Source organism: Bacillus sp. 165, assembly GCF_017742235.1.
Lineage (GTDB): Bacteria > Bacillota > Bacilli > Bacillales > Bacillaceae_G > JAGHKQ01.
The window spans coordinates 40,177-56,182 of record NZ_JAGHKQ010000012.1 but is presented as its reverse complement, the minus strand read 5'-3'; the positions used below and the strand labels follow the sequence as shown (position 1 = coordinate 56,182).

The 16,006-nt window shown below is 36.4% G+C and carries 14 protein-coding genes; 10 read left to right on the top strand and 4 right to left on the bottom strand.

From position 1 onward, the window contains the following. Positions 1–238 precede the first annotated feature (238 nt). Positions 239–1,330 (bottom strand): 2,3-butanediol dehydrogenase, encoded by a 1,092-nt coding sequence (locus J7Q84_RS15130; protein WP_247739299.1) that lies wholly within the window; start codon positions 1,328–1,330, stop codon positions 239–241. Positions 1,331–1,929: 599 nt separating this feature from the next. Here J7Q84_RS15130 and truA point away from each other — a divergent pair. From truA to J7Q84_RS15095, 7 genes are all read left to right on the top strand, one after another. Beyond that, positions 1,930–2,667, top strand: coding sequence for a tRNA pseudouridine(38-40) synthase TruA (gene truA / locus J7Q84_RS15125; protein ID WP_209095544.1), 738 nt, complete (start codon positions 1,930–1,932; stop codon positions 2,665–2,667). Between the two features lie 181 nt (positions 2,668–2,848). Then, positions 2,849–3,289, top strand: coding sequence for a dockerin type I domain-containing protein (locus J7Q84_RS18455; RefSeq protein ID WP_209095542.1), 441 nt, complete (start codon positions 2,849–2,851; stop codon positions 3,287–3,289). A 498-nt stretch (positions 3,290–3,787) separates the two neighbouring features. Then, entirely contained in the window at positions 3,788–4,777 is a 990-nt protein-coding gene (locus tag J7Q84_RS15115) for a L,D-transpeptidase family protein (protein WP_209095534.1), read from the top strand. Positions 4,778–5,021: 244 nt separating this feature from the next. After that, a complete protein-coding gene (desA, locus tag J7Q84_RS15110; protein ID WP_209095532.1) occupies positions 5,022–6,047 on the top strand; it encodes a Delta(5) desaturase DesA in 1,026 nt (341 codons plus the stop codon). A 112-nt stretch (positions 6,048–6,159) separates the two neighbouring features. Further along, a complete protein-coding gene (locus J7Q84_RS15105) occupies positions 6,160–7,296 on the top strand; it encodes a sensor histidine kinase (RefSeq protein WP_209095529.1) in 1,137 nt (378 codons plus the stop codon). Next, on the top strand, positions 7,293–7,889 hold the full coding sequence (locus J7Q84_RS15100) for a response regulator transcription factor (protein ID WP_209095527.1): 597 nt from the start codon (positions 7,293–7,295) through the stop codon (positions 7,887–7,889). Before J7Q84_RS15105 ends, J7Q84_RS15100 begins: the two co-directional genes overlap by 4 nt. Before the next feature lie 9 nt (positions 7,890–7,898). Next, entirely contained in the window at positions 7,899–8,138 is a 240-nt protein-coding gene (locus J7Q84_RS15095) for an excisionase family DNA-binding protein (RefSeq protein WP_209095525.1), read from the top strand. Between the two features lie 63 nt (positions 8,139–8,201). On the opposite strand, the gene J7Q84_RS15090 is transcribed toward J7Q84_RS15095, so the two are convergent. Continuing rightward, a complete protein-coding gene (locus tag J7Q84_RS15090) occupies positions 8,202–9,257 on the bottom strand; it encodes a lactonase family protein (RefSeq protein WP_209095524.1) in 1,056 nt (351 codons plus the stop codon). Positions 9,258–9,440: 183 nt separating this feature from the next. Here J7Q84_RS15090 and J7Q84_RS15085 point away from each other — a divergent pair, with 183 nt between their 5' ends. After that, positions 9,441–10,346, top strand: a complete 906-nt coding sequence (locus J7Q84_RS15085) for a glycerophosphodiester phosphodiesterase family protein (protein WP_209095522.1) — start codon at positions 9,441–9,443, stop codon at positions 10,344–10,346. 187 nt (positions 10,347–10,533) lie between these two features. Here the strand turns inward: J7Q84_RS15085 and J7Q84_RS15080 are convergent, their stop codons facing one another. Continuing rightward, complete coding sequence (locus J7Q84_RS15080) at positions 10,534–11,454, bottom strand: DUF4349 domain-containing protein (protein ID WP_209095520.1); 921 nt, start codon at positions 11,452–11,454, stop codon at positions 10,534–10,536. Between the two features lie 203 nt (positions 11,455–11,657). Continuing rightward, positions 11,658–11,873, bottom strand: a complete 216-nt coding sequence (locus tag J7Q84_RS15075; RefSeq protein WP_209095518.1) for a hypothetical protein — start codon at positions 11,871–11,873, stop codon at positions 11,658–11,660. Between the two features lie 532 nt (positions 11,874–12,405). Here J7Q84_RS15075 and J7Q84_RS15070 point away from each other — a divergent pair. Both J7Q84_RS15070 and J7Q84_RS15065 read left to right on the top strand, forming a co-directional pair. Beyond that, positions 12,406–14,145 (top strand): ABC transporter ATP-binding protein, encoded by a 1,740-nt coding sequence (locus tag J7Q84_RS15070; RefSeq protein ID WP_209095516.1) that lies wholly within the window; start codon positions 12,406–12,408, stop codon positions 14,143–14,145. Then, a complete protein-coding gene (locus J7Q84_RS15065) occupies positions 14,130–15,953 on the top strand; it encodes an ABC transporter ATP-binding protein (RefSeq protein ID WP_209095514.1) in 1,824 nt (607 codons plus the stop codon). Before J7Q84_RS15070 ends, J7Q84_RS15065 begins: the two co-directional genes overlap by 16 nt. Positions 15,954–16,006: the final 53 nt, after the last annotated feature.

Sequence of the window (16,006 nt, the reverse complement as noted above, 5' to 3'; positions counted from 1 at the left end):
AATATAACTATTTTCATGTAGCAGCAGTGTGATGAATCCATTCAGATATTGAAATTGTTATAAAGGAGGATTAGAGTAATGTTGTTCAAGGAAAACAGTTATCAATTATCAAATGGAAAAAACTGATAAATTATACGAATATTATGGCGTTACTCGTTTCTTGATAAGAGCTAGATTTTATTAAGAGTAAAATAGGAAGAGCCTGCCCCATAATGCAGGACAGGCGTAAATGAAATTATTATAAATTTGAACGTTTTGGTGTAACTAAGATTTTAACTTGAGAACGGTCGTTTAATACTTCCTCAAATCCTTCTTCCACCACATCGTCTAAGTGAATTTTTTTAGTGATAATCAAATCTTCTTTTAAAATTCCTTGGTTAATAAGGTCGATAACCTCTGGATAAATGTTGTTATAGGTCATTGTAGTAGAGATTCTTTTGTTTGTCATCATCGCTACGTTTGGATTAAATGTTACAGGTTTTTCCCATAAACTAATAATTTTCAACTCCCCGTTATTTCTCACGCTGTTAAGGGAAGCTTCGAAAGTAGGTTGAACGCCAGCACAATCAAAGGCTACGTCTACACCTCTACCGTTTGTTAAACCGAAAATAGTTTCAACCGCATTTGTGTCGATAGGGTTGATAGCATGAGTAGCACCTGATTTCAAAGCAACTTCTCTACGATGGTCAGCAACTTCTACAGCGATAATTTTAGAAGCTCCAGCTGCTTTTAACGACTGGATAAGCAGTAATCCGATTGGACCCGCGCCAAATACAGCGACAGTATCACCGTATTTAAATTGGCTGGAACGGATAGCTTGTGTTACCACTGCAACAGGTTCAACTAATGCCGCTTGTTCGTAGCTCATTGTATCAGGAATTTTATAAACACGGTCAACAGGAGCTACTACATATTCTCCAAAACCACCATCATTTAAAATAAGACCATAAAATTGTGGTTTTTCACAAACTTGGTAATTACCTGTTCTACAAGAGTTACAAGTCCAACAAGGAACCATTGGTTCGATAACAACACGGTCTCCAATCGCAAATGTTGTTACACTTTCTCCAATTTCCACAATTTTACCTGAAAATTCGTGTCCCATTGTTACGTTAGAACCTGGTGGAATGACCATTGGTCCTGCTACATATTCATGCATATCGCTTCCGCAAATCCCGCACCATTCGATTTCTACTTTCACGCTATTTGCATCTACCGTTGGAATTGGTGTATCTACAACTCGAATATCTTTCGCTCCAAAAAATTTGGCAGCCTTCATATTTCCTACTACTGTACTATCTTTTGTAGCTTGAATTTCTGTAGCTTTCATGTTTTCCTCTCCATCCTTTAAAACTTATTCTCTATATTATTTGTATAGTAATAAAAGTAAAAATAACTATAGCACTTTGGTGTAAGCGCCTACTTAAAGAATAAGTGCCTGTAGAAAACGTTACAACCAACAATCATAAGTGATTTGTTTGAATTTCAACATTTTCTTGAAAAGTGTTGAAATTTTCATCGGACGATTAGAGAAATGGTTAAAATAACAAGTGATTTGAAACAGAGTCCACCCAGCCTCTATATAGAAAGAGGTATAACCCTTTTTAGTCTTAGCGCAAAAGTCTGTTATACCGGGTAATGAATATGAAGTCACGTATGAAATTTGAGTAAAAGAAAATAATGAATAGTAAACAAACATGAGTGGAATCAATGCAGCAATTATGTTAAGTTATGATGGGGGTTTTGCAGAAAAAGGTAAGATTATTTGTTAATCTATAATAGAAGCGATAGTTAAGCTTCAGTGAAGTATACAGAAATACGGTGTTAAAAAACAATACGTTCCCTCATGCATATGAAGTTGTGTGAGGGAATTGTATTTTATGAGAACTATTTTCGAACATGATAATGAGTTAAAGTAAGGAGAAAACAATGTACAATTATAAATTAACGATTCAATATGACGGCGGGCGTTATAAGGGCTGGCAACGGCTTGGAAATGGTGAAAATACAATTCAAGGAAAAATAGAAAATGTATTATCAGAGATGCTTGGGGGAAAAATCGAAATCATTGGGTGCAGCAGAACGGATGCGGGAGTCCACGCTCTTGCACAAATAGCCAATGTTAAAATCGAAGAAAATTTGAGCGAGTCTGAAATCAAAGATTATTTGAATAGATATTTGCCCCAAGATATCAGTGTTATTGAGGTTGTATCAGTACCTGAACGTTTTCATGCTCGATATAATTCGAAGACGAAAACGTATTTGTATAAGGTGTGGAATGAAGAATATACTAATCCTTTCATGAGAAAGTACAGTATGCATGTTCAACAAAAGCTGGATATCGAAAAAATGAAATCAGCAAGTCAATATTTTATTGGTGAACATGATTTTACTGCTTTTTCAAATGCAAAGTCTAAGAAAAAGTCTATGGTTCGTGAAATATATTCTATCGATATAGAGAAAAATGGCGGCTTCATTCAAATAAGGGTAAAAGGTAACGGATTTCTTCATAATATGGTTCGAAAGATTGTTGGGATGTTGATAGAGGTCGGAGCAGGCAACATAGAGGATGAAAATATAAAAGGGATTTTAGAGTCAAAGGAACGGAACCAAGTGAGTGCACTTGCTGATGCAAGCGGACTCTACTTAGAAAAGATTGATTTTTAAATGAATATGTGTACATACATTTTGATACCGTATGAAAGATGGTTAGTACACAACTGAAAAAAGGCTTCAATATCTTGTTGAGGCCTTTTTGTTATGCTGTCTATAAATAGGCTATTTATGAACTGGATAAGATTTATAGGAATAGTTTTTTGTAGAATGTTTTAAATTTTCATTCATTTTAGTGGAGAATTTCCCGAATTGTAATAATAGCTTTGAAAATGTACCACTAACTGAAAAACAGTATACAGTATCCATTGATGTGCCGGGACACTTCACATACTATGATACAGTCGATGCTACAACCAAAGAAGGAGATATGTTAATCGGTAAATATGCATCATTGGGAAATACTTATATCGTTGCAGGAGATGTGAACAAAGATAATGTCATTGACGTTATGGATGCCCTGACTATTCAAGAGAATTGGGGAACGAATAATCGTGCGGCAGATATCAATTTTGATGGTATAGTGAATGAAAAAGATATTAGGTTTGTACAAACAAACTATTTAAAGCAAAATTCAACGTTAGAGTTTTTACAACCAGGTGCTTCTCCAGAGGCAAAGAAAAAATATAAAGGACATACCTTGGAATCTATTTTGCGTGAGTTAGGCGTAGAATAAGAGAAGAATCAAGGATTGGATGGAACAATTATAGGAACTGTATTGGTTACTGTTTGAAAAGCCGCAGAAATGTCTTCGGCTTTTTTCTGTATGTTTATTATTAGGAATTGACACTAAAAGCATTTTCTATTTGAACTTTATTTCTGTTAATTTTGCTGCTTCACAATGTTATATAGCTTTAAATAGCGTGTATTTTACATTCAAATTATCCTATTTTCCCTACAGTGTCTTTATTTATGCTAATATCACTAGAGAGGATGAATAAGATTTTCAGAGGAAATAGGATGTGTAAGTTGGATTATTGCCATTAAGTAAATTGATAAAGAGAAGAGTTTTTTCTTTGCCTTCTATATTTGTTTTAGAAAGGTTGTTGGTATCGTTCTACAAAATAAAGAGCGAGCACAAAATGGCTATGTAAGCAGACATTGTATACACCCGGCTATACTGATAATCTAATCGTCAGTAATAGAAACAAAAAAAGAGAAAGGACAGTATTGTATGAAGAAGAGAAAGATAATCTTATTGAGCATTATACCTGCAGCTCTGCTGTTAGGGTATGGAATATATCAAGCAAAAGCCGAGGGCTCAATAGTTTCAGAGCAGAAGCAAGTATCCTATCTGTCTAAAGATGAGCTGCAATTTGAAGCTGATTTCAATACATATTTACGTAATACAGGAAAAATAAAAGCGATAGACAAGACTGCTAGGTTAGAGGAAGTAGAGTTAAAGCAGAAGCAAGAAACTTTAGCAGCTAAGCAGGAGGAGGTAAAGGAAGCTGTGCAGGAAAAGGAGAAGCAATCTTCAGTAGTAGTACCATCTACTCCGCAGCAGACTAAACCGAGCACACCAGTGCAATCGAAGCCATCAGTACCACCGACTCAGCCTAAGCTAGTGGTAGAGACTTTTAAAACATTAGGAGTCTCACAGCAGGTTATTTTGGTTACAGCCAGTAATTACAGTACACGCCAAGCCAAAATAGAAACATTTGAAAAAACGAATGGAGTATGGAAACAAATCCATAGTATGTCAGGGGTATTAGGTAAAAATGGGTTATCGGATACGAAGCATGAAGGAGATTATGAATCGCCAACTGGAAAATATTCAATTGGAACAGCGTTTGGAAGAACTGGTAATCCGGGAACGAAGCTCCCATATCGTCAAATTACATCTGATGATGTGTGGGTGGATGATTCTAAAAGTCCGTTATATAATACATGGCAATCTCGCTCGGCAACGCAAGGGCAATGGACTAGTGCTGAAAATATGAACATATCTCTATATGATGTAGGCTTTGTCATTAACTATAATACAGCCCGTACTCCGGGGAAAGGCAGTGCCATTTTCTTTCATATAGCAGGCAGTTCTGGATATACTGCGGGATGTACTGCTACATCAAGAGACAATGTAATACACATTGTACGTTGGTTAGATCTGGGTAAATCTCCTGTTATCATTCAAACACCAGTTTCTGGACTTGGAAATTATTAAATGCTCGTATTTTTATGTTAAAGATGGAGCCTAGAAGCCGCTTGGAAAGAAAGTGTGAATATTTAATAGTATATTAAGCAAAATAAATGAAGAACGATTATCCTACCTTTGAGGAATAATCGTTTTTTTAATGATTCCTCAAACCATGACATGTGTCATGGTTTGTCTATGATACATGCTACTTACAAGGAACAGTTTCTTTCCTCTATAATTTGAGAAGATAAAAGAAGAAGGGAAATATGATATGACAATCCAAAAAATAAACAATTTGAGAAAACAAATCACTTCTTATGAAAAATCTGATCTGAAATATAGTATAAGGCAGCTGCTCAATACATTGATGCCATTCTTTTTATTATGGTTTCTTGCATATAAAAGTTTGTCTGTTTCTTATTTACTTACTTTAGCGATTGCTGTTATCGCAGCAGGCTTTCTAGTGCGAATTTTTATCATTTTTCACGATTGTTGTCATTACTCATTCTTTAAGAATAGGCGAGCTAATAAAATTTTCGGGACAATTACAGGTGTATTGACATTATTTCCATATAATCAATGGCAGCATAGTCATTCTGTCCATCACGCGACGAGCAGTAACTTGGATAAACGAGGAACAGGTGATATATGGGTGCTTACTGTCGATGAATATGTGTCATCGCCATTATCGGTTCGCATAGCATACCGACTTTATCGCAATCCATTTGTGATGTTTGTATTAGGTCCAATCTATGTATTTTTGATTACTAATCGTTTTAACAGAAAAGGTGCGAGAACAGCTGAGCGTATGAATACGTATCTTACTAATATCCTGCTAGCAGCAGTGACGGCTATACTGTGTTGGACAATTGGGTGGAAGCCTTTTCTTTTAATACAGGGTCCGATTTTTATGATTTCGGGTTCTCTAGGAGTTTGGTTGTTTTATGTGCAGCACACATTTGAGGATTCATATTTTGAAGAAGATGCTGACTGGGATTATGTAAAAGCAGCGGTAGAAGGAAGTTCTTTTTATAAACTTCCGAAGATTTTTCAATGGCTTACTGGAAATATTGGCTTTCATCACGTGCACCATTTAAGTCCACGAGTTCCTAATTATAAGCTGGAGGAAGCACACAACAATACGAATTCTTTACAAAATGTTCCGACCATTACTTTGGCTACCAGCTTGCATTCCCTAAAATTTCGTTTATGGGATGAGCAAAATAAAAAGTTTGTTGGGTTTAAAGTATTATCTACATTAAAGAGTGTTCCAGCTCAGCCAAAGTCTGAGGTGTAAAAACTGCGTCCCTTCTTACTATACAAATAAGAAGGGACGTAGCCTTATATATAGTGGTAATATTAATAATAAAAACAAGTAAGCAGCTGAAGCTGAAAAAGAGGTTTCGTTCATGTTTAAAAAGTATTTTACATTTGAGAAAAGCAATGGTATTTCTCCTTATATTTGGACGATTCTTTGTATTTTACCGTTTTACTTTATTTTCCAAACTTCCTCCACTATTAAGATAATAGTGGGAATATTGTTGACAATTTTATTTTTTATTTTTTATCGAATTGCTTTTATTTCCAAAGGCTGGCCTGTTTATGTATGGACTATTATATTAATTGGTATTTCTATTACATCGACAAGTCTGTTTAGTTATGTTTATTTTGCTTTTTTCTTAGCATACTTTATAGGTAATATAAAAGATCGAATTGCTTTTATAACACTGTATATTATTCATCTACTTAGCACTTCTATTTCGATTAACTACAATATAGTCCAGCGTGATGAACTGTTTGTAGAGCAATTGCCGTTCATAGTTATTATTTGGATTAGCGTCATCTTGCTTCCGTTCAGCATCTATAATCGAAATGAGATGGGGCAATTAGAAGAAAAGCTTGAGGATGCAAACAAGCGTATTTCTGAACTTGTCAAATTGGAGGAACGGCAGCGGATTGCTCGTGATCTTCATGACACATTGGGGCAAAAGCTTTCATTAATTGGACTTAAAAGTGATTTGGCACGAAAGTTAATTACGAAAGACCCTGAGCAGGCTCGTAACGAATTGAAGGATGTGCAGCAGACTGCAAGAACTGCATTAAGTGAAGTGAGAAAGATGGTATCCTCTATGCGGAGTGTTCGATTAAAGGAAGAGCTGCTGCGCGTGGAACAGATAACCAAGGCGGCGCAAATTAATTTTGTATGTGAGCAGAATTTTTCATTAAAGGGTATTTCTTTGCTTACGGAGAACATTTTGAGTATGTGCTTGAAAGAGGCTGTGAACAATGTTGTAAAGCATAGCGGCGCATCCTCTTGTTATGTTTCCTTTGAGCAATCATGGAAGGAATGCGTGATGATTATACGGGATGACGGAGTATTCAAGGGAGACCAAGAGCAATCAGCTAAAGGTCATGGGCTGTTAGGGATGAAAGAACGCTTGGAGTTTATAAATGGAAGCCTGCAACTTATCGTCAATGAAGGAACAACATTGCTTATAACCGTACCGAATGATGTGAAGCAGACAAATCAGGGGGAATTTAAATGATTACAATAGTGATTGCCGAAGATCAGCAAATGCTGTTGGGAGCGTTTGGTTCGCTTCTTAATTTAGAAGAAGATATGGAAGTGGTTGGGAAAGCATGTAATGGAGAGGAAGCTGTAGCATTAGTACGCAAGCTCCAGCCTGATGTCTGCATCATGGATATTGAAATGCCTGGAAAGAGCGGACTGGAGGCTGCTGAAGAGCTGAAAGGTCTATGTAAAGTTATTATTTTAACGACTTTCGCGCGTTCTGGTTATTTTCAGCGTGCTTTAAAAGCGGGTGTGAGCGGATATTTGTTAAAGGACAGTCCAAGTGAAGAGCTGGCCAGTTCGATACGCAGAGTTATGGCGGGAAAACGAATATATGCACCAGAGCTTATGGATGATATTTATGGAGAAGAAAATCCGCTGACGAATCGAGAAAAAGCAGTGTTGGAACTTGTAGCTGACGGGAAAAATACGCAAGAAATTGCAGAAGAGTTGAGTATCAAGACAGGAACAGTTCGAAATTATATTTCAGCAATATTAGATAAGTTGGAAGTGAAAAATCGTATAGAAGCCATCACCCAGTCTAAAGAAAAGGGATGGTTTAAATAGAGAAAAGGAATGAAGAAATTGTATCTTACCATGAAAGAAGCTGCAGAATACTTATCTTGTCCAGTATCGTACGTAGAAAGTCTCATATTGCAAAAGAAAATTCGTGCTATTCATGATGGGGAGCAGTATTTAATTAATAAAGAGCAATTCAATACACACTTGGAGCAAGTAGAAAAATATAAAAGATTAGTCGAAGAAATACTTAGTGAACCTATTCCAGAAGACATAGATATAAAGGATGAGGATTAAGATTTAAACTCCACTGCATCATAAAAGGGATGAGCTTATTTGCTCATCCCTTTTATTTGGTTTCTAAGCGTGTAAAAACTTAACACATACTGGCTCTGGTACAGTGACATCACATTGTAATAAGGTCAGCTTCCCTGTAGATGCATCTCTTGAATACAATACAAGGTTATGGGATTTTTCGTTAGAAGCAATAATGTATGCTTCTGTAGGGTCTAATACAAAATCACGCGGCCAGTTGCCTTCTGTTGATGTATGTTCAATGAACGTAAGCTCTCCTGTGTTAGCATCGGCACTATAAATCGCAATGGTATTATGCCCACGATTTGCAGCATATACGAAACGACCGTCAGCAGATACATGAATAGCACTGCATTGGTTGTTGGTTGTGAAATCTACTGGAATAGTTGATATATACTGCAGCTCTGTAAAGGTGCCATTCTCGCTATCGTACTTTAGTGTAATAACTTCTGAACTTAATTCTGTAATAACATAAGCAATCGTTCCGTTTGGATGGAAAGCAATATGACGCGGCCCGCTGCCAGCTTTGACGGACAAGCTGCTTACTTTTGTTAACATACCATTATTCAATTGATAGGTAATCAATTTATCGATTCCCAAATCGACTGCAACTATATATTTTTCATCAGGAGTAAATCCGGAAAAATGAGTATGCGGCTTTTCTTGTCTTTCGCTGTTTGGACCGTGACCTTCATGTTGAATAGAGGATGAGACAGGGTTAAGATGTCCGGTTACTTCTGCTGAATAGGCCTCAATCGTCCCTTTATGATAATTAGCGGATAAAATATGTTTATTATTCTTACTTACGCTTACATGGCAAGGAGAAGCACCAGGAAGCAGCTGGTTATTTAGTAGTGTCAATTCTCCTGTTTCTTCATTGATAGAATAGCTTGCTACTCCGCCATCTTGTCCAGCTTTTAATACGGAGTACAAATACTTATTATTTTCAGTAATTGTTACATAGGTCGGGTTTTCTAGCTCAGCTGCTATTTTTACATCTTTGATGGCTGCTGCTTCTGTATCTAGAATAAAGGTGTAAATACCTTTACTGTTTTCTTTTGTATATGTACCAACATATCCAATGAATTTATTATTTGTCATTACACTCACTCCTTTTATATACTGATTTACTATATCATAACAAAAAAGTGTATCACAATGCTCACGATAAGCAGAGGTGTTCTGTTCGTTATTAATCAAATGTTAAAAATATAAATGAAAAAAGGTACTCTTAAATTATAATGAAGATATACAGTTGTTAAAGAAGAACTGAGGTGGGGAAATATGAAGAGAAGATGGAAGGCGGCATGTGGAATTGTATTAGCAGGGATAGTCGGATTTGGAGGAGTTCAAGCGGTGCCAGTGTATAAACAGGCAAATAGTATTTTTCAAAGAGAAACAAAGCGCCCGCTTGTATATGCTCACCAAGGAGGAGATGGATTTGCACCGAGTAATACACTAGAGGCATTTCGATTATCAAATCAGCTTGGAGTAGATGGATTTGAAACAGATGTTCATTTGACAAAAGATGGGCAGGTTATTCTAATGCATGATGAAACAGTCGACAGAACCACAGATGGGCATGGTAAGGTCAGTGAGATGACACTTGCTGAAATTAAGAAACTAGATGCAGGGTATAGCTATTTAGCGCCTGACGGTACATATTCATACCGTGATAAGGGGGTAAAAGTACCAACACTGGATGAGATATTTAAAGAGTTTCCGAATATGCGTTATAGTATCGAATTGAAGACAAACAGTAAATCTCTGGCGGAAAAAGTGCACAGGAAGATTAAACAATATCATATGGAAGGCAAAGTAAGCGTAGCTTCATTTCATGATGATGTATTAGAGTACTTTCAACAAATATCCAATCGTGAGATAGCCATTAGTGCATCTCCAACCCCTGTACGAAATTTTGTTATCGCTCATTTACTTCATATGGATAAAATAAGTAACTTGAAATCGTATCAAGTGTTTGAAATTCCATTAGAAGCAAGTGATATCACACTGGCAACGGACAGGTTAGTAGATAGCCTGCATAAACGGAATATAGCAGTTAACTTTTGGACAATTAATGATGAGGATGGAGTTCGAAAGTGCTTGGAAATCGGTGCGGACGGCATTATTACAGATCATCCAAACATTGCGATTAAGGTGTTGAATCAGGAGCTGAAAACCGAAAAATAAAAGGCGTTCTACATATGTAGGAACGCCTTTTTATATTGTTATGCTTATGCGAACAGACTCACTTGAATGTTGAGTGAAAAGAAGAATATAGAACAAGGTATTTGAAAAATTGTTATTACAGTTAAGCTCATCTGTCCTTCTAAACAAGATTAGAAACAGATGTTTTCATGCTTAATTTTTTTGGAGCTTAGCCGCTTATGTTATTATTTTTTTGCTTTTTTATGAGTTTGCGAATAATAAGGATACCTGCAGTTATGATTCCACATATAAGCAACAGAATTGGAGAATTTCCAATAAAAAATACAGTTGCGTTCTTTATCCAGTTCCAAATTCCGTTGATGTTACTTTTAAATGTATGCGTAATTCGTTCGCTTACTGTATTAGGTTGGGATGTGTCGGTAAGGGAAGCAACCTCTACCAGTGTAAGGTGTATAGTGCTGTATTCGACAAGAGAATCATATCTTTGTAAGGTAGTGGTTAATGTTTCAATTTCATAACGAACGGAGGAGAGTTCTTTTTCCAGTTCTATAATATCCTTTAGAGTTCCAGTCTGCTTGAGTAACTCGAGTAATCGCTGCTCTTGTATCTTTAAAGATGTAATTCGTGCTTCTGTATCAAAATATTGGTTGGTTACATCATCTGTATTTATTGTCTTGGAGAGAATATTTCCAATATCTCCAGCATCACTAAGATATTGGTCTAAGGAACTAGCAGGAATTCTAATTGTATAAGAAGCACTTCTTATGGCTTTGCTATACTCCTCGTGAACGGGTGTTCCTGTAATATTACTGGCTTCTATGTAGCCGTTAAATTTTTTTATGGAGGTATCTAATATTTTAATAGACTCATCAAAATTTGTTGTTTCTATTGAGAGCACTGCATTTTTAATGAGTTTTCTGTTCGTTAGAAGGGGGCTTTGCTCCTTATTTCCATCAGTGTTGTTTCTAGAAGCGGTTGTTTCCTGTTTTGCATCCGGAGCTATCCCGTTGATGCTTTCTGGATGAGCCATTTCCATATTTTTATTGCTGGAGCTTTCATTATTTGCTCCACATCCTGCCAAAGTAATCAATACAGTTAATAGTATTATTAATGGTGTAGGAAGCTTCATCTTTGAAAAATCCTCCTTATATTATTTTTTGGTCTTAGTTTTGTACTTCTATATATAGCTCTCTTATTCCTGTATATAATGCTTGTGCTCCTAAATCACCATGCACATACGTGACAGTCCGTAATAAAAAAAGAACCCCTTTAAAAGGAGTTCACTTTTAGCGTAGTTGGTTTATTTTTATATTCAAAAATCCGCAGTTACTCTTAAGAAGCGTTAATATTCTTTCCAGAAAAATTTTGAATCAATTTATGCAGGTTTTTATGTCCTTCTCTTAATTTCAGAGATTCTTGAATAATCTTTTGAAAAGCCTCTAGCTCCTGATCTGTAGCATTGATAATCGTTTTAGAAAGTCCCTCTGCAACTTGCAGTAATGATAGCTCTCGCATCATATAACTACCGCCTTTCATTTGATTTTCCAAACGTATTACCTTATGTAACAATCTTCTGCGGTGAAGCTCTATTTTTTTATTCCCTATTTAGTGAACAAGCTTATAATCGACTCTTATATAATGTTAGTGAAACAGAAGGGGATTTCCTGCTTAAGAGCTGAAATAGCTCTCTTTTTTATACCAGATAATGGTTTTATGTTTCATTTTATTAATATTCAAATTAGTTAAAAAAAGAGGTATTATAAATATAAGGGATTACTTGGCTATAAAATTGAATTGTATTTTGCCAGCTTCATCATTTATTATGCAGTATAGATTTCTCTAACAAGAAAGTCCGTTATTCTAGTTAAGAGATAAAAGTGAGATTAGATAATGAAAGTAGAATGATCAAGTGGGACAAAAAACCTCATTGGGTCAGCAGCAAATAGCTCTCTTATTAACTATTAGCACATTTCATTTTTAGTTAGGGAACGAGGTTTGTATTGAAGCTGTGTAGTATTTTAGAAGCATGCTTCTTTAGGTGTAGAAATAGTCAGAAGATATACAGTTTGGAGGATTACGAATGTCGAAGGCTTTATCATTTTTGAAACCGTATCGTTTTTATATGACAATTGCGTTATCGTTTATGCTTGTAGAGTTAGCTGTTGAGCTTTGGCAGCCATTGCTTATGGCAAAAATTATTGATGATGGAGTAATGGAAAAGGATCTTCATGTCGTATTCAAATGGGGAGGGGTGATGGTAGGTATCTCTATTATTGCTTTTATTGCAGGAGTTTTAAACTCTTTTTATGCTGCCCATATCAGTCAAAGCTATGGATATGATGTGAGAACAAATGTATTTAAAAAGGTACAGGCCTTTTCTTTTACCAACTTTAATCAATTTCCTGCCGCTTCCTTAATCACCAGAATGACAAATGATGTGACACAAATTCAAAATACGGTTTTTATGAGTTTACGCATTATGCTGCGTGCTCCTTTATTAGTAATTGGAGGAACTATTATGGCGCTCATCGTCGATTTTAAGCTGGCGCTATTTTTAGTTATCGTCATTCCCCTTCTTATTACATTTCTTATATGGGCAATGAATAGAGGTGCAAAACTATTTCGATCTGTTCAGGGGAATTTGGATGCTGTAAACGGGGTCATGAGGGAAAACCTATTAGCGATGAGATTAATCAAGGCATTGATACGAAGGGGATATGAACTTAAGCGTTTTACAAAAGCAAGTGAGCATTTAAAGAATCGGACAGTGTCCGTATTGAGATTAATGGAAACGACTATGCCTGTATTACTGTTAGTGATGAATTTATGTATATTAGGAATTTTGTGGTTTGGCAATATGCAAATCAACACCGGTGAGACGAAAATAGGAGAAGTAGTAGCGATACTGAATTATGCTACTCGTATTACGGCTGCCTTTACGCCTTTATCCTTCATCATTATGGCTTTTTCGCGAGCAAGAGCCTCTGCACAGCGTATTACAGAGGTGTTAGAAACAACGATAGATTTAACCGATTCAATAAATTCTTCTCCTGCATTACAGGCTGTAGAGGGAGAAGTGGAATTTACAGAGGTCGCTTTTCGCTATCCAGGTACCGATTCTTCTGTTCTTAGTGATATATCATTTAACGTATCTCCTGGAGAGATGGTTGCTGTATTAGGGGCAACAGGGGCTGGAAAGTCCTCATTATTTCAACTAATTCCGCGTTTATACGATGTGAATGAAGGTGCAATTTTAGTTGATGGTCAAGATGTGAGGAAGATGAAGCTGGAGTATTTACGAAAACAAATTGGATTTGTTCCGCAAGAAGCTTTGCTTTTTACAGGAACAGTAAAGGAAAATATTATGTGGGGAAAAGAAGATGCTTCCATGGATGAAATAATAGAAGCTGCCAAAAGTGCACAAATTCATGACACAATCTGTAAATTGCCGATGCAATATGATACAGTGCTGGGGCAAAAAGGAGTGAATTTGTCAGGAGGACAGAAACAGAGGCTTTCGATAGCGAGGGCACTTGTACGAAAACCTAAGATTCTTTTGCTGGATGACAGCACAAGTGCTTTAGATTTAAAAACAGAAGCCAAATTGCTTCAAGCGATAAAGCAATATACATGTACAATATTCATTATTACGCAAAAAATTAGTACGGCAATGGCAGCGGATAAGATTTTGCTATTAGAGGAAGGAAAATTATTAGCAGAAGGAGATCATTCTTACTTGTTACAAAACTCATCTCTTTATAAGCGAATATTCCAATCTCAATTTGCAGAAGAGGAGGGAAGAAAATGTTTAAACAGCTGATGGCACCATTCCAGTACCAAAAGATTCCTTTACAAAATACGGCAGACAAATCGAAACGATTGAAACCAAAAGCAAGAATGGAAACATTAAAAAGAATATGGCTATATCTCTCTTATGCTAAGGGATTACTATTTTTTGTTTTATTACTAGTACTTATTAGTTCCTGTTTAGGGCTTGTAGGTCCATTTCTGATCGGCAAGACAATAGATAATTATATTGTCACAAGAAACAATGAGAGTCTGCTTCAGCCTATATTAGTATTAGGCTGTGTATACATGTGTTATTCTATATTTCTTTGGCTGCAAAATGTTTTGATGATTGGTATTGCTCAAAATACTGTATTTAGAATGCGGACGCAGTTATTTGAACATTTGCATCACTTACCAATTTCATTTTTTGATAAACGACAGCATGGAGAATTAATGAGCCGGGTTACAAATGATATCGATAATGTAAGCTCAACGCTAAACGACTCGGCAATACAAATATTTTCAGGTATCATTACGCTTATTGGTACTGTTTCAGTCATGCTGTGGTTAAGTCCGTTGATGACAATCATTACGTTGCTCATCGTTCCTGCAATGATTTTCGGGATGAAATGGATTACCAATCGTACGGGGAGGTTTTTTAAAGAGCAGCAGCGAAATCTCGGGGATTTAAATGGTTTTATTGAAGAAATCACCTCGGGACAACGAATTGTAAAAACCTTTTCTCAAGAGAAAAAAGTCATTGCTGAATTTATAGAAAAAAGCGAAAAATTGCGGAGAGCAGGATTTTGGGCACAATCTAATTCAGGTTTTATTCCAAAATTGATGAATATGCTGAATAACCTAAGTTTTGCTCTTATCGCAGGAGTCGGGGGAGTATTAGCTCTTAAAGGAATAATTTCTATTGGGGTAATTGTCATTTTTGCCGAGTATTCGAGGCAATTTACAAGACCACTGAATGATTTATCAAATCAATTTAATACTCTGCTCTCCGCTGTAGCAGGTGCAGAGAGGGTGTTTGAAATATTAGATGAGAAAGGGGAAACTGAAAGCGAAAAAGATGATATTAATTTGTTAACGGTACAAGGGGAGGTAGAGTTTTGTAATGTATCGTTTTCTTATGAAGAAGCGGGTGATACTGTACGAGATATTAACTTTCATGTGTTCCCAGGTGAGACTGTTGCATTAGTGGGGCCGACAGGTGCAGGTAAAACAACCCTCATTAACTTACTCTCGCGCTTTTATGATGTGCAAGGAGGAAGGGTTTTAATAGATGGACATGATATTACACAAATAACAAGGAAGAATCTGCGTCGGCATATGGGATTTGTGCTGCAGGACTCATTTCTTTTTCAAGGAACAATCAGGGAGAATATCCGTTACGGCAGGCTTAATGCAACAGATGAAGAAGTAGAGTATGCCGCAAAATTAGCAAATGCCTTTTCCTTCATTATGAAGCTTCCAGATGGGTTTGATACGGTATTGAAGCAAGATGGAGGCGGAATAAGCCAAGGACAAAGACAATTGCTTTCCATCGCCAGAGCTATACTAGCCAATCCATCTATTTTGATATTGGATGAAGCCACAAGCAGCATCGATACCATTACGGAGTTAAAAATACAAGAAGCCTTGCAGCGGTTAATGAAAGGAAGAACGAGCTTTGTCATTGCTCATCGTCTTAATACAATCAGGAATGCGGACCAAATTCTTGTATTAGAAGATGGACAAATTATTGAGAAGGGATCTCATGACTATCTCCTCAAAGAAAAGGGATTTTACTTTGACTTGTATCATAGCCAGTTAAAAGAAGAGAGCAGTTAATTACAGATTTATATAGAAATAAAACAGACCTTACTGGCAGTAAGGTCTGTTTT